We start from the raw sequence: 25,348 nt of genomic DNA on the forward strand, positions 1-25,348 counted from the left end.
ACCTTAAGCAGCTTAGTCCATGCCATCACAATACAGCCAGTTAGCGAGACTTTTTATCTGCCGACATGTCTGTGGAATGAATCCATTAACTCAAGTCTAAAACTGGTAAAATATCAAAGAATTGACTATACAATTGCTTAAATACTAGACCCATATCAAGACCATGGAGTGAGACTTAGGCTACATTGATGTAACCGTTACCTATAGGATCGTACGATGAATTATAAAAATTGGCCTATTGCAAAACAAATAGGTGCCCTCGCGTTTATCCTCACACTCATCATCTTTGGTATACTCAGTACCGTCTCCTACAAAGCCGCTTCAAATGTATTAGAAGATAAAGGCATAAGTGCCATGAAGTCCGAAATGCGTGCCGTTTCAGACATGTTAGAACTGCAATACGATAGTCTTTTGCAACTTGCTAGGCGCAACGCCGATGTGTTTAAGGAAATGTATCCGGGGCAATTTAGTCAGCCAGATAAAACTATTAATCTGATGGGAGTCAGCTCTCCCGCCCTCATGCACGAACAAGAACAAATTAACTCTTCAAAAAGCAAAGTCGATCGTTTTGCAAACCTGACGGGCGGCACAGCAACGGTATTCGTGCGCGATGGCGATGACTTTATGCGGGTGTCGACCTCACTCAAAAAAGCCGATGGTAGCCGTGCATTAGGGACCTTCCTAGGCAAAACCCATCCAGGCTATCAAGCGCTGATCAGCGGCCAAGAATACGAAGGCTACGCCAAACTCTTCGGCAAAGACTATATGACAGTCTATCGCCCAGTAAAGGACGTCCAAGGCCAAGTCATTGGTATCTTGTATATTGGCTTTGATATCACTAGCTCATTAAAACAATTACAAGATGCAGTAAACAGACTCACCTTAGAAGAAAGCGGTCATTTTCTGTTAGTACGTAAAGCGGACAATGTACTTGTCGCGCATCCTAAATTTAATGCGGGCGACGTTATCACCGAAAGTATGCTCGATGGGTTAAGTGTGGCTGAGGCCACGAAAGATGATTCTGAGTACAGTTATATCAATAGTAAAAATGAGCCTATGTTTGCCTATAGCCAAACCGTAACCGGCTGGAATTGGATGTTGGTAGGCCAAGTTAAGGCAAGTGAACTCAATGAAGAAAGTATGCAGTTACTCACTATCAACGCTATCGTTGCCCTCACTGGGATTGCACTGATCACGGCACTGCTTTCAGTAGTATTAATCCGTGCTCTTAAACCGTTACATGCCCTACAAGTGCATATGGAAAGGCTAGGGAGTGGCGATTTTAGTCATCACTTAGCGCCATCGGAACCACAGAGTCAAAACGAAGTTGATCGCATGACCACCAGCGTATCGACCATGTCCTCTGAACTAAGACAGTTGATCATTGCCCTGCAGGATTCGGTGATGAGTTTAGAGCAGCAGGCTTCTAAGGCACAAAGTATTGCCAAACAGAATGGCGAAGAAGCTCAGGCCTTGATGCTACAAACGGATCAAATTGCCACTGCCATTGAAGAAATGTCGACCTCTATTCGCGATGTGGCGAATCATGCCCAAGATGGCGCAGTGCAGAGCCAGCAAGTGGATGCCGCAGCCAAAGAAGGCCAAGGTCAGCAAACTAAAGTGGTGCAGGATTTACTCAAACTCAGTGAACAGCTTAGTAATAGTCATCAGTCGGTTGAAAAAGTGAGTCACGAAAGTGAAGCCATCAGTAAAGTTACCGAAGTGATTAACAGTATTGCCGAGCAAACAAATTTACTGGCACTTAACGCGGCGATTGAAGCGGCGCGTGCAGGCGATCAAGGTAGAGGCTTTGCGGTCGTAGCCGATGAGGTGAGAACTTTAGCCCAGCGCACCCAATCATCCATTTTAGAAATTGGCCAAACCATTGGAAAGCTACAAATGCAAGTGAAAAGTACCACAGAACAAATGGGCCAGAGTCATCAATTAGGCATGGAATCCGCAGCACAGGGTGAAGCAACCGGCGAGCAGCTTAAGGAAATCACCCGCCGGATTGGCGAACTTGCCATTAGTTCACGCAATATCGCCTCAGCTACCGAGCAGCAAAGCAGTGTTGCAGAGGAAATTACTCATAATCTGCATCAGATCAGTGAACTGGCAAATGAAGGCGAGCACCGTGCCACTGAAACCGTACATTCAGCCAATGAACTGTCTTCCTTAGCTGCGGCCTTAAAACGCCAAATAAGCCAATTTAAGGCCTAGATAGACTCGCTCGACAGGTTCAATTAACACCACTAGCTCAAATGTCTAATGAGTTATGTATCAAATGCCACCCACACTGGGTGGCATTTTTATGGGAGCGAGGCACGGGAGTTTTGAGGCATTATTTAAGAAAGTGATAGGAGAACATTGTTGAGGATAGCTTTTAGATGAACCCAACACAGGTTAAACCTTGCCTAATCCAGCAAATAAATCCCAATAAAAAACCCCGCTAGTGCGAGGTTTTTTAAATCGAGTTTAGACGTTACTCGGCATCATCAGCCGATCTGTCCATGTTCTCAGTATTCTCAAGCCACAGGGCATTGATAATCCCGAAAGAACAGGCCAACAAAACCCCTAATATCCACGTAAAATACCACATAGCAGATGCTCCTTAATGCCTAATAGAGTGAGGCTTTGTTATCTTCAATATGTTTACGGCCGATACGGCCAAACATTTTGAAATAAGTCCAAACAGTGTAGCTCAATACTATAGGGACGAAAATCGCAGCGGCAGCAGTCATCACCCCTAAGGTAGTTTTACTAGCTGTTGCATCCCACATAGTCAAACTGACGTTAGGGTCTAGTGATGATGGCATGACGAATGGGAACATAGCTGCACCGCACGTCAAAATAACCATAGCGACAGTCAGCGAACTGAATAGGAACGCAAAACCTGAACGGTTAAAGCGGCTCACCAGAATCACTAACAGCGGCAATAGCACACCTAAGAAAGGGAACAACATAGTGATGGGGTATTTGTCATAGTTGGCAAGCCAAGCACCCGCTTCAATCGCGACTGTTTTCATTGCTGGGTTAGACACCGCATTATGGTCCAGTACTGAAGTCACTACATAACCATCAATACCATTGGCTAACCACACGCCTGCTGCTGCAAACAACACAGCCACTAATAGTGCGAAGAATTGCGTGGCTTTCGCAGCACGAACTCGCAGCTCGCTATCTGTCTTCATTTGTAGCCAAGAAGCGCCTTGCATCATAAACATGCTCACGCTCACAAGACCAGCCAGTAGACCGAAAGGATTCAACAGACCGAATAGACCGCCGTGGTAAGTCGCACGTAGGAACTCGTCGAATTCAAACGGTACGCCTTGTAACAAGTTACCAAAGGCTACACCTATGATCAGCGGAGGCACAAAACCACCGGCAAACAAAGCCCAGTCCCATGACTTACGCCACTTTGGATTTTCGATTTTAGAACGGTAATCGAATCCAACTGGACGCATATAGAGGGCAAACAGCACTAACATCATGGCGACATAGAAGCCAGAGAAAGACACTGCATACACCATAGGCCAAGCGGCAAATAACGCACCACCTGCTGTGATTAACCACACTTGGTTGCCGTCCCAATGGGGAGCAATAGTGTTGACCATGATACGGCGTTCAGTATCGTCTTTGCCTATGATTGGCAGTAACGCACCGACACCCATGTCAAAACCGTCAGTAACCGCAAATCCGATGAACAGTACGCCGATCAGAGCCCACCAGATAACTCTTAATATTTCATAATCAAACATAATGAAATCCTCTGCTTAGGCTTCTAGGTTCTCGAAATGATAACGACCAGTTTTTAAACTACTCGGACCAATGCGGGCAAACTTAAACATCAAGAACATCTCAATCACCAGCAACACAGTGTAGAACAGGGTGATAGAAAGGATACTGAACCATAAGTCGCCAGTCGTTAAGCTTGATGCAGACATAAAGGTCGGTAGTACCTCAGAAATCGTCCAAGGTTGACGACCATACTCAGCCACAAACCAACCACACTCAATCGCGATCCAAGGTAATGGCAAGCTATAAAGTGCAGCTTTAAGTACCCATTTCTTCTCAGCGATTTGATGACGTGTGCTTTGCCAGAATGCCGCAGCAAATACGAACAACATGATAAAGCCTAGACCCACCATCACACGGAAGCTCCAGAAAATCGGTGCTACGTTCGGGATAGAATCTTTAGCTGCTGCTTTAATTTGCTCTTCAGTGGCATCAACCACTTTGTCTGTGTAGCGTTTCAGTAAGAAACCATAGCCTAAGTCGACTTTTGCTTCTTCAAAGGCCGCACGCAGTTCAGGGGTTTCTTCACCCGCACGCAGCTTCACTAACATAGCATAAGCTTTCATACCGTTACGGATACGCACTTCATGCTCAGCAATCAAATCACGGATCCCCGTGACTTCTTCATCCAATGAACGGGTTGCCACAATGCCCATTGCATAAGGAATTTTGATCGCATAATCCGTGTGCATGGTTTCTTGATTTGGGAAACCAACCGCAGTAAAGGCCGCAGGAGCAGGTTCTGTGTGCCATTCAGCTTCAATTGCCGCTAACTTAACACGCTGTGCTTCACCGACTTTATAACCAGATTCATCACCTAACACGATAACCGATAAAATCGCCGCCATACCAAAGCTTGCCGCAATCGCAAATGAGCGACGGGCAAAAGGTAAGTCACGTTTCTTGAGGATGTAATAAGCACTGATTGCCAGTACAAACATGGCACCCGCCACATAACCCGAAGCCACAGTGTGAACAAACTTCACCTGCGCAACAGGGTTAAACACCACTTCGGCGAAGCTGGTCATTTCCATGCGCATGGTTTCGTAGTTGAACACAGAACCCACAGGGTTTTGCATCCAACCGTTTGCCACTAAAATCCACAATGCCGACATGTTAGAGCCAAAGGCCACTAACCAAGTCACCACTAAATGCTGACGTTTAGTGAAACGATCCCAACCGAAGAAGAACATACCGACGAAGGTAGATTCGAGGAAGAAGGCCATTAAACCTTCAATAGCCAGAGGCGCACCAAAGATGTCCCCTACGTAATGCGAATAGTAAGACCAGTTAGTACCAAACTGGAATTCCATTGCCAAACCTGTGGTAACCCCCAAGGCAAAGTTAATACCAAATAACTTACCCCAGAACTTAGTCATATCTTTATAAATTTGTTTATCTGTCATCACATACAGTGATTCCATGATAGCCAGCAAAAATGCCAACCCCAAGGTCAAGGGAACAAACAGGAAGTGATACATGGCTGTCAGCGCAAACTGCAACCGCGATAGCTCAACAACCTCTTCAACAATCATCGGTGACTCCTTACTTGGTGCGTCCAATTGCTATGACAAAACCCGCGTCAATCACAGCAAGTGCCTTTGTAGGATAGTGAGTTTTCATTTTGTGTTTATATCTGAACATCAGTATAAACCGTTAAATTTAATCTTTTTCATTAGTTCGAAGCAGCAAGGGTTAAAAAGTACCAATATCCGTCGCATATTGAGACGCGAGTCACACTATCGCAAGTAACTGAGACCAACACCCTACCACTTAATCAATCAAATGATCTCATCGATATAAATATCAGATAGTTAAGATATTTATTCGCTTTCATTTGTGGCTATTTTATACCACCTCGCTTTGATGCAAATCAATCAAACTCAGTGGTTTAGGTGGGTTTTGCGGTGAGGCACACACTTCCCCATTGAGAGGGATTGACAACCACATAAAACAGGAGTAGTGAGCACGCATTAATTAGTGTAAACCCCTACTTTTATTGATTAGCCGCCACAAATCAGCTCCAGCTGCCAAAAAACTAACAAACAAATAATGTTGCAACAAATTAACTAAGAAAACATAAAAATATTTTCAGCGGAAATTAATTTAAAACCTTTAAAATCAATATATAAATCCATACATAGAAATTAGCATATAAAAACAGCATTAAAATTCATTAGTTTTAATAATGAATAATTGTATTTTTTCTCGTTTGAGAAGCTAACCTGAGTTGTTTAATATATGTCCTGTGTTAAGGAGACAATTTGGTAGAACTGGTGTCGTAGCCCAGTCAATGCCAACTTCGCGCACATAGGTATTAACTTTTGGTGTGGAGATATCGATATGACTAAATTATTTGAACGTCTGGTTAACAGCTACAAGCGTGTTTTTGTTGAACTTTATACAGCTAATGAGCTGAAATAATCCCCAGAATTACTCGTGAAATTTATTGCATTAATTTGAAGTTTTGTTAGCGCAAAACGAGCCCCCATCTCTTTGAGAGTGGGGGCTTTTTCTATTCTAAAGCCGCAACATCTGCCTTCAACTCTAGAACCCCATAAAACGTCGCTTCCAGTATCAAGTATGCAACATACCTATTAATAGGTATTTACCGATGAAAGAAGCTATTTTTTCACTTTGGTCTATTAGATTATTTGCAATAAGTGTTAATGATTTGAAATCCAAGATATTTCATAAAGGTGCATTTTAAATATAAAAAAAGGAGCGAAATTATCGCTCCTTTTTTACGATTAACTAAACCCACTTTTACCCATCAATACAGGTAAAAGCCGCTGAGTTTACTCGCTTAACCTAAGGTCACTCGCGCATTACGGAACATACGCATCCAAGGGCTATCTTCACCCCAAGCATCTGGATGCCAAGAGTTAGCGACCGTTCTGAACACACGTTCAGGATGCGGCATCATCAAGGTTACGCGTCCGTCTGTGGTACAAATGCCCGTTAGGCCATTTGGAGAACCGTTCGGGTTTTGTGGGTACTGAGTCGCGATATCACCCTTACCATTGACAAAACGCAGGGCAATTGTGCCTGACGCTTCGGCAATCGCCAGCGCTTCAGGGCTGGCAAACTCAGCCAAACCTTCACCGTGCGATACAGCGATAGGCATACGCGAACCTGACATACCTTGGAAGAATAACGACGGGCTCTGTTGCACTTCAACTAAGCTGAAACGCGCTTCGAAACGCTCTGAGCGGTTGCGCACAAAACGTGGCCAATGCTCGCTTCCTGGAATGATTTCTTTCAGGTTTGACAGCATTTGACAGCCGTTACACACGCCGAGAGCAAAGCTTGAGTCACGTTCAAAGAAACGTGAAAACTCATCGCGAGCACGGTCATTAAACAGAATCGACTTAGCCCAACCTTCACCAGCGCCTAATACGTCACCATAAGAGAAACCACCACAGGCCACTAGACCTTGGAAATCCTCTAGGCTGATACGGCCAGATAAAATGTCAGACATGTGCACGTCGCGGCTTTCAAATCCAGCACGGTCAAAGGCAGCGGCCATTTCCACGTGGGAGTTAACGCCCTGCTCACGTAAAATCGCCATCTTAGGCGCAGCGCCTTTAAGAATATAAGGCGCGGCAACGTCAGTACTTGGATCGAAGCTTAAGTTAACCGTTAAGCCTAAATCGGTTTCGTCTTGTTTAAGTTTGAACTCTTCCAGTGCGCACGCTGGGTTATCACGCATGGCTTGCATACGATACGTGGTTTCTGACCACAAGGTACGCAGCGCAACACGGCTATCACTGAAAATTTCACGCGCGCCATCGTTAATGGTGATGCGTTGATCGTCAGCGAGAGTCCCAATCACATGGCAAGGTACGCCTGCGATAGCAAACTGAGCGGCAATTTTAGCAGCATTGTCGCGGCTCACTTGCAACACAGCGCCGAGCTCTTCATTAAAGAGTCGCTCTAAATCCGTGCCCTGCAAATCTTCTACATCTATGTCTAAGCCAGTATTACCCGCAAAGGCCATTTCCACTAAGGTGGTAAATAAGCCACCGTCGCTTCGGTCGTGGTAAGCGATAACGGATTTCTTCGCCACTAGATTTTGCATGGTTTCAAAGAAACCGCGCAGCAGTGCAGCATCGTCAAGATCCGGCGCAATATCACCCAACTCACCAAACACTTGGGCTAAGCAAGAACCGCCTAAACGATTTTTACCCGCACCTAAATCCACTAACAGCAAAGACGTTTCGCCCTTATCTGTGCGCAGCTCAGGCGTCACTGTATTGCGAATGTCTTGCACCACGCCAAAAGCAGTGATGACCAATGACATTGGCGACGTCACGGTTTTATCCGCGCCATCTTGCTGCCATGCGGTCTTCATCGACATAGAGTCTTTACCGACAGGAATGGTTAGGCTCAGCTCTGGACACAGTTCTTCACCTACGGCTTTAACCGCTTCATAAAGACCCGCATCTTCACCGGGGTGACCCGCAGCAGACATCCAGTTGGCAGAAAGCTTGATACGCTTAAATGAACCGATATCGGTACCAGCGATGTTCATAATTGATTCAGCCACTGCCATACGGGCAGATGCGCCAAAATCAAGCAGTGCCAGCGGTGTACGCTCGCCCAGTGACATTGCTTCACCGGCGTAGGTATCAAAGCTTGCAGCAGTGACCGCGCAATCGGCCACAGGCACTTGCCATGGACCCACCATTTGGTCACGGTTAACTAAACCCGTAACTGTGCGGTCGCCAATGGTGATAAGGAAGGTTTTATCCGCAACTGTAGGCAAGCTCAGCACGCGTTTAACCGCTTCTTTAACATCAATCTTGTTTTGTTCGAGCGCTGGCGATACCGCTTTGGCTGATACCACATCGCGGCTCATCTTAGGCGCTTTACCTAATAAGACTTCGAGCGGCAAATCGATAGGATTATTATCGAAATGGCTGTCGCTAAGCGTCAGGTGTTTCTCCGCCGTCGCTTCACCCACAACCGCAAACGGGGCGCGCTCACGCTCACAAATTGCAGTAAATAGTGCGAGGTTTTCAGGGGCAACGGACATCACATAACGTTCTTGTGATTCGTTACACCAGATTTCCAGCGGGCTCATGCCTGGCTCATCTGAAGGCACGTTACGCAGATTGAATAAACCGCCGCGCTCGCCGTCATTCACAAGTTCAGGGAAAGCGTTCGACAAACCGCCCGCGCCCACATCGTGGATAAATTGGATAGGGTTTTTATCGCCAAGCTGCCAACAGCGGTCAATCACTTCCTGACAACGACGTTCCATTTCGGGGTTTTCACGTTGCACAGAAGCAAAGTCGAGATCTTCACTCGATTGACCCGATGCCATAGATGAAGCGGCGCCGCCACCCAAACCAATGTTCATCGCAGGGCCACCCAGCACAATCAGCTTAGCGCCAACAGTGATTTCGCCCTTCTGTACATGCTCTTCGCGAATGTTACCCAAACCACCGGCTAACATAATCGGCTTATGGTAACCGCGGACTTCAACACCGTTATGGCTGCTGACTTCCTGCTCGTAGGTACGGAAATAACCGACCAGCGCAGGACGACCAAACTCGTTGTTAAATGCCGCGCCGCCCAGTGGGCCTTCGGTCATAATGTCCAGCGCACTGACGATGCGCTCTGGCTTGCCATAGTTACCTTCCCATGGCTGAACAAAACCCGGGATTTTTAAATTGGATACGCTAAAGCCCGTTAAACCGGCTTTAGGTTTAGAACCGCGGCCCGTTGCGCCTTCATCACGGATTTCACCACCTGAACCGGTTGCAGCGCCAGGATAGGGGCTGATGGCGGTTGGATGGTTGTGGGTTTCCACTTTCATCAGGATGTGCATAGGTTCAGTATGGTAGTTGTACACCCCATCTGGATCGGGGAAGAAACGACCGGCAACCGAGCCTTCCATCACAGCGGCGTTATCTTTGTAGGCAGATAACACGTGATCAGGCGTGGTTTCAAAGGTGTTCTTAATCATTTTGAACAATGACTTAGGCTGAACTTCACCGTCAATGGTCCAATCTGCGTTAAAAATCTTGTGACGACAATGCTCAGAGTTCGCCTGGGCAAACATCATCAATTCGATGTCGTGGGGATTACGGCCTAAACGGACGAAGTTTTCGACTAAATAGTCGATTTCATCTTCGGCTAAGGCAAGCCCCAATGCAGTGTTAGCCACTTCTAGTGCGCGGCGACCTTCCCCAAGAATATTGACGCTCTTAAACGGCGCAGGCTCAGTGCGTTTGAACAGCACATCGGCTTTGGTAAAATCATCGAGGATAATTTCCACCATGCGATCGTGCAGCAACGCATTCAGGGCTTGTTGCTGAGGCACAGTGAGCGCGTCTGACTCGACATAATACGCAACGCCTCGCTCCAAACGCTTCACTTTACCAAGGCCACAATTGTGTGCGATGTCAGTGGCTTTTGAAGACCAAGGAGAAATAGTACCGGGGCGAGGAGTGACAAACAGGAGTGAACCTTGGGGGATATGAGCTTCTATCGCAGGTCCATAGGTGAGAATTTTTTCAAGTTGCTGGCGTTCATTTGTGTCGAGCAACTCGCTCAAATCCGCTAAATGAACATACTCAGCATAGATTTGGCGTACCGGAAGCGCAGCGTTTTCGCAGGCCTCCATCAGCTTTTGCACCCTAAACGTCGAGAGTGCAGGGGCTCCGCGGATGATCTCCATCACGTCTATTCACCTTATTATTTATTATTGCAGGGGTCAGAGGTGGCGCTATTATAAGGAAATGTCTGCCACAAATCACCTGTGACCTTACGCAAAACAGTGTTTCCTGTGATATAAAAAACGCGACCATTTTTAGTCGCCATTTTCCCCCACGAATGATTTTTTTACGTTATCGCAGACAAACGGATATAATCCCACCAATGTCGGCCAGTTCACCACGCATGTCCCACTGTTAACTCGCTATCTATAATATTGATTTTATTTACTATAAGCATATTTAATGACACGATTCCTGTTCGCTCTTATCTTAGGTTTCTTACTGACTGCCTGTCAGCAGGTGACCGTGGACGAAACAGAATTCGTGCCGAAAAAATTAACTGAGTTAAGAGTCGGCACACTTTACGGCCCACAGATTTATATGACATCGGGCCAAGGTGATAGCGGTTTCGATTACGATATGGCGGTATTGTTCGCCGAATACTTAGATGTGCCCTTGAAAATGGTGCCCTACACTAACCGCACCGAGCTGTACGAAGCCCTTAAAAAGAATGAAATCGACCTCATTGCCGCGGGCATGACAGAAACACCCGCAAGGCGTGAACAATTCCGCCTAGGGCCGCCGTTGTACCGCGTTAATCAAGTATTGGTGTATCGCGAAGGCATGCCAGCGCCCAAAGACGTCAGCGACTTAAAAGGTAAGATCACTGTCATCGCCGACTCTTCCTTTGTCGAGACATTAACTCAATTGCAAAAGCATTATCCAACGCTGGTGTGGGATCAAATTACCGACAAAGACAGCGAAGAATTGCTGGCCATGATCGCCAACAAAGAAATTGACTACACCATCGCCGACTCCAGCAGCGTACAAATCAACCGCCGCTACTTGCCCGATCTGCGCTCAGGCCCCGTACTTGAAGAAAAGCTCGATGTGGTCTGGCTGTTGCCGCCGAACCGCAGTGATGAACTCATGAGTCAATTACTGGCCTTTTGGCACCAAGAGAAGCTTGCCGGTACGCTTGATCATCTCAACGAGAAATACTTTGGCCATGTGAAGCGCTTCGATTATGTCGATACTAGGGCATTTATCCGCGCTATCGAAACCGTTTTGCCTCGCTATCGTCAGTTATTTGAAACCCATGCGGGCAATTTAGATTGGCGTAAGCTTGCGGCGACTAGCTATCAAGAGTCCCATTGGAATCCCCATGCCCGATCGGCAACGGGGGTGCGCGGCATGATGATGTTGACTCAGCCTACGGCAAAAGAAATTGGCATCACCAACCGTTTGGACGCGGAAGAAAGTATCCGCGGCGGCGCGGCTTATTTGAACGATATGATCAATCGTCTGCCGGAATCCATTCCCGAGAGTCAACGTATGTGGTTTGCACTGGCGTCCTACAACATAGGGTATGCCCATGTTGAAGATGCGCGAAAGCTGGCTGAATCGATGGAGTTAAATCCCAATGCGTGGCGAGATTTAAAGAAAGTGCTGCCACTGCTGCAAAAGCGTAAATACTATCAAAAAACCCGCTACGGCTATGCCCGTGGCAGTGAAGCCGTCCATTACGTCGACAGTATTCGCCGCTACTACGACACGTTAGTCTGGGTAGATAATCAATCGAAACAGCAAAACCCCGAGGAAGAACCTAGCGATCTTGCGTCGGAAGAACCCGCCACTCCCGCAGGTACATTAAGCCCAGAACCACCTAAGTAATCTGCATCGCCTGAGCCAAGCGTTAGAGCTAGGTTTCTAGACAATGATGTATAGAACCAGCTTCTAGATCTAAGCTCAGTGATCTCAGTGAGCTTAGGTTTAGAAGCTAGAGCTAGAGTCAAAACTAGATCCAAGCTGGCTTAACTGGGCTGGATCCAACTCAGGTTTACGATTAAAACATCACTTAGTTCAGCTTATCTGACCAGTGCTATTGCTGCACTCAAGTGCAACTGCTACTGTCTTGGGGTTATGACCTGTGATACATCTCTGCAGGGCATCGATAATAACAATGAATGGGGTCAATATGAGAAGAAAAACCATCAGCAATACTGTCGCGCGTCGTCGTACTTTACTTAAAGTTCGCCATCGTCGTATTTTGAATCGTCAGAAACTGTTCTTTACTTTTATTCAGTCTCAGGATTAATCCTGTCACTTCTAGCACTGTTTACTCTATCGCTTGCTGCGCCTTTTGAGCCTGTTTCAGGGCTTTTTTTTCCTCTCTACGCCGTTTAAAAAAACGACTCAATTGCGCGCTACAAGCATCGGCCAATACACCCGATGTCACTTCAACTTGATGATTAAATGCCGGGTGTTGCAGTAAATTCACTACAGTCCCCGCTGCACCGGTTTTTTCATCCCGAGCACCAAAAACCACCCGCGCGATCCGGCTGTGCACCATAGCACCGGCACACATAGCACAAGGTTCAAGGGTGACATATAAAGTCGCGTCTAACAGGCGATAGTTTTCGACCAAGCGCCCCGCTTCCCGTAAACATAAAATTTCCGCATGGGCGCTAGGATCATGTTGGCTAATGGATAAATTGTAACCCGTCGCAATTTGCTGGCCGTCTTTGACCAGAACCGCACCGACAGGTACTTCACCCTCGGCCTCGGCTTTCTCGGCCATCAACATAGCCACTTGCATCCAATGTTCGTCCTGCTGCGATTGTTCAACTTGCTGCATTTGCTCCACTCACACGCTCATTTAATTAGCCTGAAAATAAAACCGGATTATAACAGCCAATCGCCTACATATCACAAAGTCAGCATTTCCAATGCAAGCCCCCTGCATAACACTACCATCACACTATACTTTACCTATGGTTTTATCATCGATACTCCAATGACTCGATACTTTTGGCAGTGGTTAATTCTGATCATAAGTGCAGGCTTTTCTTGCATTATGCTGCACGGCAAGTCCATTAATAACGAAATCAATTATTACGAACTCAGCCTTGAATTGATCCGTTCTATCATTTGGTTATTTATGATGTTCTATATCAGCTACACGCGACATAACCGTCAAATCTATCTTTGGCTGTTAATTGGCTGTGGGAGCCTATTCATAGGTAACAATATGAATATACTGGATGAATTATCTACCTTCGAAGCCAGTTACTATCAAGAAGTCGAAGACTTACTCTTTACCTTTGGCATTCTCTGCGCTTGGTTCGGCCTCTATCAATTAATCCAACAACAAATCACCAAAAACCAAATACTCAATATTGCCGCAAATACCGACCCGCTAACAGGGCTGCTAAATCGACGCAGTTTCAATCAAAATGTCGAAAACAGTACCGACAATAATCCCAGTGCTTACTTAATCCTAGACATAGATCACTTCAAACAAATCAATGACACCTATGGCCATGCAGCGGGTGATTATGTATTAACAAAGCTTGCAAAACACATCAGCAAGAGTCTACGAAAACAAGATAGAGTTGCCCGCTGGGGAGGTGAAGAGTTTCTCATTGAGCTTAAACACTGCGATAGTCATACGGCCCAACTCAAAGCCGAACAACTCAGGACGCTGATTGAAAGAAGTGATTTTCACTATTCAGGTCAATACCTTAGCATCACAGTCAGTATTGGTATCGCAACCGTTGCGAATCAACACCTAAATAGAGATGAGATCATTAACCTTGCTGATAAAGCGCTATATCAGGCCAAAAACGGCGGGAGAAATCGAGTGGTTCTTGCTAGTGATCTCAGACAGAATGAATAACAAAAAAGGCGCACTCGGCGCCTTTTAATCGTTAATTCAAATAATTAACTTATTCCCATTCGATAGTCGCTGGCGGCTTGCCAGAAATATCGTAAACCACACGGGAAATGCCATCGACTTCGTTAATGATGCGGTTTGATACGCGACCTAAGAAATCATACGGCAGATGTGCCCAATGGGCCGTCATAAAATCAACGGTTTCAACGGCGCGCAGTGACACAACCCAATCATATTTACGGCCATCACCCATCACGCCAACTGAGCGTACAGGTAAGAACACGGTAAAGGCTTGGCTGACTTTATTGTACAGGTCGGCTTTATGCAGTTCTTCGATGAAAATTGCATCGGCGCGGCGCAATAAGTCACAGTATTCTTTCTTCACTTCACCTAATACACGCACTCCAAGACCTGGTCCTGGGAACGGGTGACGATAAAGCATATTGTATGGCAGACCTAACTCAAGACCAATTTTGCGCACTTCATCTTTAAACAGTTCGCGCAGTGGCTCAACTAATCCCAGTTCCATATCGGCTGGCAAACCGCCAACGTTATGGTGAGATTTAATCACATGTGCTTTGCCTGTGGCACTGCCAGCAGATTCAATCACGTCTGGATAAATCGTGCCTTGCGCTAACCATTTGGCATTGGCGCATTTTTTCGATTCTTCATCGAAAATTTCCACAAATACACGGCCGATGATCTTGCGCTTAGCTTCTGGATCGGCTTCGCCTTTCATCGCATCGAGGAAACGGTTTTCCGCATCAACGTGAATGATATTCAGGCCGAAATGATCGCCAAACATTTCCATCACTTGCTCGGCTTCGTTCAAACGCAATAAACCGTTATCAACGAATACGCAGGTCAGTTTTTTGCCGATAGCGCGGTGCAGCAACATAGCCACGACCGAAGAATCAACACCGCCCGAAAGCCCTAAAATCACTTCATCATCGCCGATTTGCTTCTTCAAGCGCTCAATCGCATCTTCGATGATAGAGGAAGGTTTCCAGTTAGCCGCACAGCCACAAATGTCTAAAGCAAAGTGCGATAACATGCGCATGCCTTGGCGAGTGTGAGTCACTTCAGGGTGGAACTGTACGCCGAAGAATTGCTTCTCTTCGTTCGCCATAGCAGCAAATGGGCAAGTATCCGTTTTAGCGACCGCCACAAACCCTTCAGGAATGGCCGACACTTTATCGCCGTGGCTCATCCATACGTCGAGTAAGGGTTTGCCTTCGCTGTTAACTGCGTCTTCTATGCCTTTGAATAGCAAGGAATCTGTCAGCATTTCAATTTGAGCGTAGCCAAATTCACCTTCGCCCACACCTTGGATCACTTTACCGCCCAGCTGCTCAGACATGGTTTGCATGCCGTAGCAAATACCCAGTACAGGCACACCCGCAGTAAATACGTATTCAGGCGCACGCGGCGAGTTTTCAGCCGTTACACTTTCAGGTCCGCCAGCAAGAATAATACCGTTCGGGGCAAATTCGCGGATTTGGGCTTCTGTTACATCCCAAGCCCATAATTCACAGTACACACCGATTTCACGGATACGACGGGCAATCAGTTGAGTGTACTGAGATCCAAAATCGAGGATCAGTATCTTGTGCTCATGAATATCGCTCATGGGTAACCTTTATCTCATCTATTGTTTTAACATTGCTCAACGCGGCGAGAGCCAGCCTTGAGTATTGGATCACACGCTTTACAAAGGGGCGGCTTATTGCCGCCCCCTCTTATCAAACGATTAAGAACCCGAACGATAGTTCGGCGCTTCTTTAGTGATAGTCACATCGTGCACGTGGGACTCGCCCATGCCTGCTGAAGTCACTTTCACAAATTGGGCTTTTTCATTCAGTTCTAGAATGGTGGCACAACCCGTTAAGCCCATGCATGAACGCAGACCGCCCATATGTTGATGGATGATTTCCTTCAACTTGCCTTTGTAAGGCACGCGCGCTTCAACACCTTCTGGGACTAACTTGTCGGCAGCATTGTCTGATTGGAAATAACGGTCAGAAGAGCCTTGAGACATAGCGCCTAATGACCCCATACCACGGTAGGATTTATACGCACGGCCTTGATAAAGTTCAGTTTCGCCTGGCGCTTCCTCAGTTCCCGCAAACATTGAGCCCGCCATGATGCAAGATGCACCCGCGGCTAATGCTTTGGCTAAGTCACCAGAGAAACGAATACCACCATCGGCAATCACAGGAATACCTAGGCTCTTCATGGCTGCGGCAGCATCTGAAACGGCTGTGATTTGTGGCACGCCAACACCAGTTACGATACGAGTCGTACAGATAGAACCAGGGCCAATACCCACTTTAACTGCGTTAACGCCTGCTTCGACGAGCGCTAATGCACCTTCAGCCGTGGCAACGTTACCACCGATAATTTGCAAATCAGGATGTTTAGCGCGGGTTTCACGAATGCGTTGTAAAACGCCTTCGGAATGGCCGTGGGAAGAATCGATAAGTAATACGTCAACGCCAGCTTTAACGAGTGCGTCAACACGCTCCTCGTTACCTGCGCCCGCACCAACTGCAGCGCCAACACGTAGACGGCCTAACTCATCTTTACAGGCGTTAGGTTTACGTTCGGCTTTCTCGAAGTCTTTAACAGTGATGAGGCCTTTCAGCTTATAGTTATCATCAACCACAAGCACTTTTTCGATACGGTGTGAGTGCATCAATTTTTGCACTTCATCTAATTTAGTGCCTTCAGCAACTGTGACTAAACGCGCTTTAGGCGTCATCACTTCTTCTACCGTTTTGCTCCAATCTGTGACGAAACGTACGTCACGGCCAGTAATGATACCAACCAACTCGTTTGCTTCGTTAACCACGGGATAACCGGCAAAACCATTCTTCAGTGTCAATACTTTCAGATCGGCTAAGGTCGTAGATGGCGTCACAGTCACAGGTTGTTGAACCACGCCCGCTTCGTAAATTTTTACTTTACGCACTTCTTCGGCTTGTTTTTCAATGCTCATGTTTTTATGAATAAAACCTAAACCGCCTTCCTGCGCCATAGCGATCGCAAGACGAGCTTCGGTAACTGTGTCCATAGCGGCAGACACAAGTGGGATATTCAATTCAATGGTATTGGTCAGGCGAGTTTTAAGAATGGCGGTATTTGGGAGTACAGTCGAATGCGCAGGAACAAGCAACACATCGTCAAAAGTAAGCGCTTCTTTAATTAAACGTAGCATATGCAACATCTCCCCAGTTGAGTAGGATTTAGAGGTGAAATATTGCGGCGGGATTATACCTTGCATATCGGCACTGGTAAATGGAAAATAGCAAATATCCCCATTTAATTGAGTAATTCGATGCAAGGCACCAAAAACAATATTTATACTGTCTCGCGGCTCAATGGTGAAGTCAGACAAATTCTCGAGGGACAACTGGGTAAAATTTGGCTCAATGGCGAAATATCCAACTTTTCCTCCCCCAGCTCAGGTCATTGGTATCTCACCTTAAAAGACCACTCTTCCCAGATCCGTTGCGCCATGTTTAAAGGCCGTAATCAAACGGTCAGCTTTAAGCCCATCAATGGTCAGCAAGTGTTAGTCAAAGGCGCGATCAGCGTGTATGAACCCAGAGGCGACTATCAATTATTAATTGAGTCCATGCTGCCCGCAGGGGATGGATTACTCGCCCAGCAGTTCGATGCACTCAAAATGAAGCTCGCCGCCGAAGGATTATTCGCCGCCGACACCAAAAGACCATTGCCGAAAAATATCCAACGCATTGGCGTTATTACTTCGCCAACCGGCGCGGCGATTCGCGATGTCTTACACGTACTCGCAAGGCGCGACCCTTCAATCGAAGTCATTATCTATCCGACTCAAGTTCAAGGTGAAACCGCAGCGCAGAGTATTTGTCAGGCAATCAATATCGCCAACCAGCGTTTAGAAGTCGATGTCTTACTGCTCACCCGTGGTGGCGGTTCGCTTGAAGATTTGTGGTGTTTTAACAGCGAAGCCCTCGCCCACACAATTTATAACAGCACCCTGCCCGTGGTTAGCGCCGTAGGCCACGAAGTCGACACCACCATCAGTGATTATGTGGCTGATATTCGCGCCCCAACACCATCTGCAGGTGCAGAGTTGTTATCCCAAGATAGCGACAATAAGGCGCAAAAACTCGCAACAGCTTTATCTCGCCTGCAACAAAGTGCGAAACATTATCAACTTAAGCAAGAAAGACGGCTCAGCTTGCTTGAGCACAGACTGCAACGCCAAGATCCCAAACGGACCTTGCAGCAGTTCGAACAAAGATTCGATGAGATGCAATTAAGACTGGAGTCGGCGCTGTCGAATCGCTTACACCTGCTCAGCCATCGTCAGCAGTTGCTCGCAAGTCGCCTTGAACAGCAATCTCCCAAGCATAAGCTCGCCATTGAGGGGAACCGCCTAAGTTATCTTGCGAGTCGCTTACAGGATGCATTGCAGGACAAACTCAGCCAAAGTGAGCAACGGATAAAATACGCGGCCCATCAGCTTGAAACCGTCAGTCCGCTTGCGACCTTGAGCCGTGGTTACAGCATCACCACTGACATCCACAATCAAGTGCTCGATACCACGGATAAACTGACAATCGGTGATAGCCTGCAAACCCGCTTACGCCATGGGCAAGTGATATCAACCGTCACTCAGATAAAGCTGCTTGAGTAAGTTGATAGTTAGCATACTGATATTTATAGCTTAGATAAGCAATTTTATACTTAAGGTAAAAACAACAAGGCGCAGAATTTATCTGCGCCTTTCTATGTTGTCTAGTTTTGTTCTAGCATCCCATGAAAATGATTTTATTGAATGCTGAATTGGCTAGCTTAAATGCAGTCTCACATCGACACCACGGGTATCGGCATACTCTTGGCGACGCTTATCCATTCGCGATTGGTACAAATGAGTATCAGCAGAACGCAGCCATTCATGGGGATCGGCCACCTCAGAATTTAACGATATTCCGAAACTACACTGACAATCCTTAAAGCCTTGGCTGGCTAATTGTTCGCCTAACCCATTCAATGTACTCAGTAATAGTGGGATACCCACTGAAGGTGTCACAACTACAAACTCATCGCCACTAATACGATAAAGCTTTATATGCGCGAGATCCGTTGCTTGCAATAATTTCACTATCATTTGCAATAGCCTATCGCCCTCTTGATGGCCGAGCGTTTCGTTAACACTTTTCAGACTATCAATATTCAATAGCGCTAACGCCATTGGCTGCACTACTTTATCGGCGAAGCCTAGTTGCGAATTCATATACTCATCAAAGGCATAGCGATTACCTACTCGGGTCAAACCATCTAAACGTGCCTTTTCCCACGCAATTGCGAGCTCTTCAATATGCGCCTTACGTTCTTCTGCGAGTAACTTAAGCTTATTCGCTAACGCTAAGGACAGCAGCAGTGCATCGGCCGTGCCGCCCATCAGTGTCGCCAGCTCCGCATGTTCAATAAAGTCAGGGGTTAGCCCCATATTCCCGGGCAAAATAATCACCGCAGGCAAGAGTAAACAAGTAAAGGCGAGAATAAAATAACGCGCAGGAGCAAAGCCTTTCATCAAGCATACATTACCGCAGGTAATCGCTAGGGCAATCCACAGCATAATTAGCACAGAGGCAATAATCGCCGTATAGGACAACAACCAAATACTGGTCGGCAAAGCCACAATACAAGCAAACATCAAATACTGACTGAGGCGCCACAGTCGCGGTGAGTAGCTAGGTAACTGCAAGAAGTGCTTGTAAAACATGATATTAAAAATGGGCAAACTGATGAAAAACAGATGATGCAACTCAAGATAATGGAAATTAAACAAGTGCGCTGGCAAATGGAAGGTCAGTGCCCAGCCACCAAAATACGCGAAGACGTAAAGGCCATAATAAAGAAAAGCTTTATCGAGAATAGAGATATAAATCAGAATATTATATAAGGCGATAAATAATAAGCCGCCTAGGCACAGCAGCACGGCCATGGCGAGGCGATCAGACATCAACTGATGATCCGTCACGCTTTGTAGGGCAATCTCGGGAGGCGATGAATAATAACGGCTACTCAGCTTAACTAACAGCCAATAATCCGTACCCATATTTAAGGTAACCTTACGGCCATAATCGAATAAAAATTCGTAGGGGGCGGTGTAACCGCTGTGGGCATGTTGTGTACTGCCATCACTACCGAGTATCCAGTAATCAACAGATTCGATAATTGAATTACTCGCATCCACTACCCAATTCGACTGACGCTGATTGACCATCACAGGCGTGATCATCCAATAGTCACCGCCAGTTAAACTCACAGAATTAGCTTCATCGAGTTGGCCCATCCAATTGGGCACAGCATCAAACTGTTTCGGGGGCTGTTGATCCGCTTGAGCATAGAACAAATACGGCGAATCGAACGCAATTTCAGCGCTTAATACAGAGGGACTTAATGTCCATATAAAAAGTAAAAAACACCAAAATAGGGTTTGTTTAAGTTTGTTCATCGGCTTATTAAGTTAAAGGGCCATAGATCATTTAAACAGCTATGAAGTAAATGCTAATGCTGTCAATCTTAGTCGATAGTTGGAATTGTAGGTTAACTTTATGGCTACATTTAGTTTTTTACAATCAATTAGGCTAAATTAGTCGAATATCCCATGTCGTATGGAGGTATTTTAGTCTCAAAATCCAAACCGTGGCCTGAAATCAAAAATACAACTTAATACTGACTTATTTTTTGCTGGGTTCCTATGCTGCCTCTATTGATGATTTTAGCCGCACAATTACTGATTGCCAGTGGCAACCTGTTAGTGAAGTTGCTTGAAAATGATGTACCCGTGTTCCAACTGGTGCTCTACAGACAACTCTTTGCCACCTTGCTAGTGCTGCCTTTTGTGTGGCGCTTGCAGGGTCATCTCAAACTGAGCCCTTATTACAAAGTGCATCTTGCTCGCGCCCTATTGATTGGGCTCGGCAACGCCATTTTTATGCTCGCCATTTTGCATCTTCCCCTCGCAACGGTAACCGCCGTGATTTATACCTCACCTTTGTTACTCCTCGTGCTTTCTGCGTTATTTTTACATGAACGCATCGGCTATCGACGCTCAGTTGCGGGGATCATTGGCTTTACTGGCATTCTACTTATCAGCCAACCAACCGAATTTAACCTGTATATTGGTTTAGCCTTTTTCGGTGCGATGACGTCCGCATTGAATAGTTTGATTTTAAAGGCCTATTCGACCCATGAACATCCTTTCTCTATGCTCTTTTGGTCTAATGCCTTTGCGATGATATTTCTGATACCGGCGACCTTATACGAAGGCGCGGATTTTAGTCTGCCAGTGGCGCAGGTGGGATTAACGTTGGGACTATTTTATATTGGCATGACCTATCTCATCATTCACGCCTATCGACGTGCCGATGCGAGCCAAATGGCGCCTGTAGAATATACCGGATTGATTTTTGCGGCCTTGTTCGGCTGGTGGATACTGGATGAAGAACTTAGCCTAGTGATGTTAATCGGTATCGGATTAGTCATTTTCTCATCCATATTGCCCAGCTACAGCGAGCTAAAAGCAAAATTGAAAAGCCGGCGAAGTTGACCTCGGCCGGCTCTTTACATCGACTGCTAAGTTAACGCAGCGAGATCAAAACGATTTGTTTTAGAAGCGGAATTTGCCGCCAATATACACGCCATCTTCGAAGGTAAAATCGCGGGCATCATCGTACTCATAGGCAATCTTGCGATAACCAACATAAAACGCCATGTTTGGCGTTACGCGGTATTGCACTTTTGAATCGAGCTCATATTGACCATCAACATTACCAAACGATAAGACTGACGGTGCGTAGTAAGCGGCGGCGTGTAATGAAATATTAGGTCCCATAGATAGCGCATAACGGCCACCAACAGAAATGGCGCTACCATTTGGAGAATAGTCAGACCAAAGCTGACTTAACTTAGCGCCAACTTCAAAGTGATGCACACCCACATCATGGGTCATGTGCATTGCACCTTGGGCAATATGGCCGCCCTCGTCAGCATAGATATAACCTAAAACTGCGTTAGTATCTTTGCTCAATTGCAGTTCTAACTCAGTAGAAACCACATCGTTGTTCAACCCAAGATTAAATTCTGACGCATTCACTTGCAGCGCTGCTGCACTTAATAATAAAACACTTGCTACTCTGAACTTAGCCATAAAAACACCTCAATAAATGACTGTGGGTAATAGCCGCAGATCATACCGAATAAATAAAGAAAATCAGCCTATTTGCGTATAAATGGGGATAATTTGCGAGGGATATACAAATGTAAAACAAACTCGAAACAGCTGAAGATCTAAGTCTTTTCACTTACAGCACAATTACACCGCTTGAATGCGATCACCCACTAAAGACAACATGATCGCTTCAGCGTCGACATTGGTACTTAAGGCTAAGTAATACCAACCCACAGTGTTGCCCGTGCCGCGGATACTCAAATAATCACGCCAAAACTGAAAGCCCGCCTTCAACAAATTGGCTTGGCTCGACGTATTCTCGGCGCGAATAGTGGCGTATAAAATCGAGATCCCTAAAGCCTTCGCCACTTCGATACGTTTTTGCGTTAAACCTTGAGCTATGCCTTGACGTCGATAATGGGACGACACCACCAGATAACCCAATTCACCGACAGTGCCTTTATCGACAGTGCCTTTACCGGCTTTTATCGCAGCGCAACCGACTATCTCACCCTTAAGGGTTTTCGCTAAGATCACCGCACGAGAATCGAAAAATACCTGATGGTCCAGCGGATGGGCGTTATCATCACGCCCATCAATCAATTGTGCCGCCAGCGCTAATTCCTCTGGCTGTTCACTTATTACAAACTGAATGTCACTCATATCCAGATTAAACCGTTAATGTTGCCAACATACGGGAAATGCACGCCAGTTAGCTGTGCACTCATATCCCACTTCGCTTTCACTCTCATACTACAAATCTAACAGAGCACTATTGATATAACTGTTTATATACCAATGCACTACAGATACAAGAGGGTCGCCATGCCTAAGAAAGTAAAGAAGCCCACCACATCTGTCACTGTGGTCAAGATCACTGAACCCGACAGCGCCGCATCTTGATTAAACTTCTGCAGCACCATAGGCACGACCACACCAGCAATTGCTGCCACGGCCATGTTGATCAAAATTGCACAGCCAATCACTATGCCTATGGTCGCTTCACCGAACCACCAGCCAGCGACTAAACCTATGACTATCGCCCACAAAAATCCGTTAACTATGCCAATACCGAGTTCGTTCTTCATTAACGAAAACAAGTTACCCGCTGAAATCTGTCCCATGGCCATACCGCGGATCATCAGCGTCAACGACTGACTACCCGCAATGCCGCCCATAGAAGCCACAATCGGCATCAATACCGCTAACGCGACCACTTGGGATAACACATTTTCAAATAAGCCAATCGTCGCCGAAGCGAGGAAAGCTGTCAGCAAATTGATCCCGAGCCACACAGCGCGGCGCTGGGCGCCTTTCATAATCGGCGCGAACAAGTCGTCGGACTCATCCATACCCGCAGTCGCCATCAACTGCGCTTCATAATGTTCACGCACTAAAGCGGTCGCAGTTCGCAGCGTCACGCGACCAATTAACTCGCCAGACTCATCGATCACGGGCAATTCAATTTCGCGGCTGTGCTCTATCGCTTCGGCCGCTTCCAATAAACTCGTGTCAGCGGATAACGCACGGCTATCCTCGGACAAGAGTGAAATCAATAATTCATCGGGATTATGTTTAAAAATGTCATACCGACGCACTGTGCCTTGATACTTATCCTGATCATCAACGATAAACAAATTGTCGTTACAATCGAGTTCAATACGGCGGAAAAAGCGCTGTGCCTGCGCAACGTTCGCCTTATCACTGAGCACCAACATTTGATGATCGGTATAACGGCCGATTTCATTCTCAGAGTACTGATCGTAGAGTTCGAATCGTTGTCGCTGACGCTCGCCCATCTGGGCCAAGGCGCGATCGGTAAAACTTTCAGGGAGATAATCACTCCACTCAATTAAATCTTCTGGGCTTAACTGGGCAAATAGCAAGTCCACTTCATTGTCGGGCATCCGTTTAAGGATCCCCATGCGCGGATCGGCACGCATTAAGCTCAACACTGTCACTCGGTCAGCAAATTCAACTTGCTGCCAACGCTCGTAACGCTCATCCAAGGGCAAGGATTCAAGCGCTAAGGCTATGGTTCCAGGTTCTGAGTCATTCAAAATTTCGCTAAACACTTCAGCTTGTTCTTCGCCTTCAACTTCAGTGAGTTGTTGAACAACCTGCCCCACGTCCGCTTGCATGTTTGTTTCGTATTCTGCGTCATTTTCTGTCACACAGATGCCCTTTTTTTTAGCTACAAATTGCTGTAACTATATTGATAATTAAGTAAATTAGCAAACCCGCAAAATGAATTGCGCACAACTATATTGCTGAAAATCATTTTTGGGTTTATGCTGTTGACTAAGATCCTATGGAGGTGAACATGACTACGAATATATACAGCCAATCAGCGACAGACATTCAAGGCAACACAGTAAGTTTAGAGCAGTATCGAGGCAAAGTTCTCTTAATCGTCAATACCGCCAGTGAATGTGGATTTACACCGCAATACAAGGGATTAGAAGCGTTATATCAAAAATATAAAGACCAAGGATTAGTGATTTTGGGCTTTCCTTGCAATCAATTTGGCGCCCAAGAAAAAGCCGATGAGCAAGGTATTCAAGCCTTTTGTGAATTGAATTTTGGCGTGACATTTCCACTATTTTCTAAAATAGAAGTGAATGGCGAACATACCCATCCACTTTATCAATACCTTAAGAAAGCCGCTCCCGGTGTATTAGGTACTCAAGGTATCAAATGGAATTTCACCAAATTTTTAGTTAATCGCCAAGGCGAAGCGATTGAACGATTTGCATCTACCACGAAACCCGAAGCGTTAGATAGTAAAATTGCCGCTTTGCTAAAATAATTTACTCGCTATCTATTTGAAATTTTGCGTTTTATAAAAATTTAGATTTATTTTAACTTTTTATGGAACTTTAACCGTACAAGCCCCTCAAATATATTGAACAGTGAATGTCT

The 25,348-nt window shown here is 46.1% G+C and carries 17 protein-coding genes; 6 read left to right on the plus strand and 11 right to left on the minus strand.

Annotation, left to right across the window (positions count from 1 at the left end; genetic code table 11):
* Positions 1-216 precede the first annotated feature (216 nt).
* Complete coding sequence (locus Q4Q54_RS11750; RefSeq protein ID WP_311988519.1) at positions 217-2,220, plus strand: methyl-accepting chemotaxis protein; 2,004 nt, start codon at positions 217-219, stop codon at positions 2,218-2,220.
* Between the two features lie 262 nt (positions 2,221-2,482).
* Here Q4Q54_RS11750 and cydX read toward each other — a convergent pair whose 3' ends face one another.
* The 4 genes from cydX to purL form a co-directional block, all read right to left on the minus strand.
* Positions 2,483-2,599, minus strand: coding sequence for a cytochrome bd-I oxidase subunit CydX (cydX, locus tag Q4Q54_RS11755; protein WP_006082469.1), 117 nt, complete (start codon positions 2,597-2,599; stop codon positions 2,483-2,485).
* 19 nt (positions 2,600-2,618) lie between these two features.
* Positions 2,619-3,758: a cytochrome d ubiquinol oxidase subunit II gene (gene cydB / locus Q4Q54_RS11760; protein ID WP_106651105.1), complete on the minus strand. Its 1,140-nt coding sequence runs from the start codon at positions 3,756-3,758 to the stop codon at positions 2,619-2,621.
* A gap of 15 nt (positions 3,759-3,773) precedes the next feature.
* The gene (locus Q4Q54_RS11765) at positions 3,774-5,330 is read right to left on the minus strand and encodes a cytochrome ubiquinol oxidase subunit I (RefSeq protein ID WP_106651106.1); all 1,557 of its coding nucleotides are present in this window, start codon (positions 5,328-5,330) and stop codon (positions 3,774-3,776) included.
* A gap of 1,271 nt (positions 5,331-6,601) precedes the next feature.
* Positions 6,602-10,483 carry a phosphoribosylformylglycinamidine synthase gene (gene purL / locus Q4Q54_RS11770; protein ID WP_311988540.1) on the minus strand — a complete coding sequence of 1,294 codons (3,882 nt, stop codon included), beginning with the start codon at positions 10,481-10,483 and terminating at the stop codon, positions 6,602-6,604.
* 280 nt (positions 10,484-10,763) lie between these two features.
* Between purL and mltF the strand changes: the two genes are divergently transcribed.
* Positions 10,764-12,194 (plus strand): membrane-bound lytic murein transglycosylase MltF, encoded by a 1,431-nt coding sequence (gene mltF / locus Q4Q54_RS11775; RefSeq protein WP_311988520.1) that lies wholly within the window; start codon positions 10,764-10,766, stop codon positions 12,192-12,194.
* A gap of 445 nt (positions 12,195-12,639) precedes the next feature.
* Here the strand turns inward: mltF and tadA are convergent, their stop codons facing one another.
* A complete protein-coding gene (gene tadA, locus Q4Q54_RS11780) occupies positions 12,640-13,158 on the minus strand; it encodes a tRNA adenosine(34) deaminase TadA (protein ID WP_311988521.1) in 519 nt (172 codons plus the stop codon).
* A 159-nt stretch (positions 13,159-13,317) separates the two neighbouring features.
* Between tadA and Q4Q54_RS11785 the strand changes: the two genes are divergently transcribed.
* Positions 13,318-14,199, plus strand: a complete 882-nt coding sequence (locus Q4Q54_RS11785) for a GGDEF domain-containing protein (protein WP_311988522.1) — start codon at positions 13,318-13,320, stop codon at positions 14,197-14,199.
* Positions 14,200-14,248: 49 nt separating this feature from the next.
* Here the strand turns inward: Q4Q54_RS11785 and guaA are convergent, their stop codons facing one another.
* Together guaA and guaB are read right to left on the minus strand one after the other, a co-directional pair.
* A complete protein-coding gene (gene guaA, locus Q4Q54_RS11790; protein ID WP_311897874.1) occupies positions 14,249-15,826 on the minus strand; it encodes a glutamine-hydrolyzing GMP synthase in 1,578 nt (525 codons plus the stop codon).
* Between the two features lie 120 nt (positions 15,827-15,946).
* Positions 15,947-17,413, minus strand: coding sequence for an IMP dehydrogenase (gene guaB / locus Q4Q54_RS11795; RefSeq protein WP_006085677.1), 1,467 nt, complete (start codon positions 17,411-17,413; stop codon positions 15,947-15,949).
* A gap of 120 nt (positions 17,414-17,533) precedes the next feature.
* Between guaB and xseA the strand changes: the two genes are divergently transcribed.
* Positions 17,534-18,880 carry an exodeoxyribonuclease VII large subunit gene (xseA, locus tag Q4Q54_RS11800; protein ID WP_311988523.1) on the plus strand — a complete coding sequence of 449 codons (1,347 nt, stop codon included), beginning with the start codon at positions 17,534-17,536 and terminating at the stop codon, positions 18,878-18,880.
* 153 nt (positions 18,881-19,033) lie between these two features.
* On the opposite strand, the gene Q4Q54_RS11805 is transcribed toward xseA, so the two are convergent.
* On the minus strand, positions 19,034-20,707 hold the full coding sequence (locus Q4Q54_RS11805) for a diguanylate cyclase (RefSeq protein ID WP_311988524.1): 1,674 nt from the start codon (positions 20,705-20,707) through the stop codon (positions 19,034-19,036).
* Between the two features lie 246 nt (positions 20,708-20,953).
* Between Q4Q54_RS11805 and Q4Q54_RS11810 the strand changes: the two genes are divergently transcribed.
* Positions 20,954-21,805, plus strand: a complete 852-nt coding sequence (locus tag Q4Q54_RS11810) for a DMT family transporter (RefSeq protein ID WP_311988525.1) — start codon at positions 20,954-20,956, stop codon at positions 21,803-21,805.
* A gap of 60 nt (positions 21,806-21,865) precedes the next feature.
* Here the strand turns inward: Q4Q54_RS11810 and Q4Q54_RS11815 are convergent, their stop codons facing one another.
* The 3 genes from Q4Q54_RS11815 to Q4Q54_RS11825 form a co-directional block, all read right to left on the minus strand.
* The gene (locus Q4Q54_RS11815) at positions 21,866-22,405 is read right to left on the minus strand and encodes a YfaZ family outer membrane protein (RefSeq protein WP_012196813.1); all 540 of its coding nucleotides are present in this window, start codon (positions 22,403-22,405) and stop codon (positions 21,866-21,868) included.
* Between the two features lie 165 nt (positions 22,406-22,570).
* Positions 22,571-23,089, minus strand: coding sequence for a GNAT family N-acetyltransferase (locus Q4Q54_RS11820; RefSeq protein WP_311988526.1), 519 nt, complete (start codon positions 23,087-23,089; stop codon positions 22,571-22,573).
* Between the two features lie 140 nt (positions 23,090-23,229).
* Positions 23,230-24,600 (minus strand): magnesium transporter, encoded by a 1,371-nt coding sequence (locus Q4Q54_RS11825; protein WP_259544058.1) that lies wholly within the window; start codon positions 24,598-24,600, stop codon positions 23,230-23,232.
* Positions 24,601-24,749: 149 nt separating this feature from the next.
* Here Q4Q54_RS11825 and Q4Q54_RS11830 point away from each other — a divergent pair, with 149 nt between their 5' ends.
* Positions 24,750-25,235: a glutathione peroxidase gene (locus Q4Q54_RS11830; protein ID WP_311988527.1), complete on the plus strand. Its 486-nt coding sequence runs from the start codon at positions 24,750-24,752 to the stop codon at positions 25,233-25,235.
* The last annotated feature ends 113 nt before the right edge of the window (positions 25,236-25,348 follow it).

Source organism: Shewanella sp. SP2S2-4, assembly GCF_031932025.1.
GTDB lineage: Bacteria > Pseudomonadota > Gammaproteobacteria > Enterobacterales > Shewanellaceae > Shewanella > Shewanella baltica.

What these genes read in the sequence shown, in the direction of transcription:
- Q4Q54_RS11750 (WP_311988519.1), top strand. Translation starts at nt 217, where the DNA reads ATGAATTATAAAAATTGGCCTATTGCAAAACAAATAGGTGCCCTCGCG.
- cydX (WP_006082469.1), bottom strand. Translation starts at nt 2,599, where the DNA reads ATGTGGTATTTTACGTGGATATTAGGGGTTTTGTTGGCCTGTTCTTTC.
- cydB (WP_106651105.1), bottom strand. Translation starts at nt 3,758, where the DNA reads ATGTTTGATTATGAAATATTAAGAGTTATCTGGTGGGCTCTGATCGGC.
- Q4Q54_RS11765 (WP_106651106.1), bottom strand. Translation starts at nt 5,330, where the DNA reads ATGATTGTTGAAGAGGTTGTTGAGCTATCGCGGTTGCAGTTTGCGCTG.
- purL (WP_311988540.1), bottom strand. Translation starts at nt 10,483, where the DNA reads ATGGAGATCATCCGCGGAGCCCCTGCACTCTCGACGTTTAGGGTGCAA.
- mltF (WP_311988520.1), top strand. Translation starts at nt 10,764, where the DNA reads ATGACACGATTCCTGTTCGCTCTTATCTTAGGTTTCTTACTGACTGCC.
- tadA (WP_311988521.1), bottom strand. Translation starts at nt 13,158, where the DNA reads ATGCAGCAAGTTGAACAATCGCAGCAGGACGAACATTGGATGCAAGTG.
- Q4Q54_RS11785 (WP_311988522.1), top strand. Translation starts at nt 13,318, where the DNA reads ATGACTCGATACTTTTGGCAGTGGTTAATTCTGATCATAAGTGCAGGC.
- guaA (WP_311897874.1), bottom strand. Translation starts at nt 15,826, where the DNA reads ATGAGCGATATTCATGAGCACAAGATACTGATCCTCGATTTTGGATCT.
- guaB (WP_006085677.1), bottom strand. Translation starts at nt 17,413, where the DNA reads ATGCTACGTTTAATTAAAGAAGCGCTTACTTTTGACGATGTGTTGCTT.
- xseA (WP_311988523.1), top strand. Translation starts at nt 17,534, where the DNA reads ATGCAAGGCACCAAAAACAATATTTATACTGTCTCGCGGCTCAATGGT.
- Q4Q54_RS11805 (WP_311988524.1), bottom strand. Translation starts at nt 20,707, where the DNA reads ATGAACAAACTTAAACAAACCCTATTTTGGTGTTTTTTACTTTTTATA.
- Q4Q54_RS11810 (WP_311988525.1), top strand. Translation starts at nt 20,954, where the DNA reads ATGCTGCCTCTATTGATGATTTTAGCCGCACAATTACTGATTGCCAGT.
- Q4Q54_RS11815 (WP_012196813.1), bottom strand. Translation starts at nt 22,405, where the DNA reads ATGGCTAAGTTCAGAGTAGCAAGTGTTTTATTATTAAGTGCAGCAGCG.
- Q4Q54_RS11820 (WP_311988526.1), bottom strand. Translation starts at nt 23,089, where the DNA reads ATGAGTGACATTCAGTTTGTAATAAGTGAACAGCCAGAGGAATTAGCG.
- Q4Q54_RS11830 (WP_311988527.1), top strand. Translation starts at nt 24,750, where the DNA reads ATGACTACGAATATATACAGCCAATCAGCGACAGACATTCAAGGCAAC.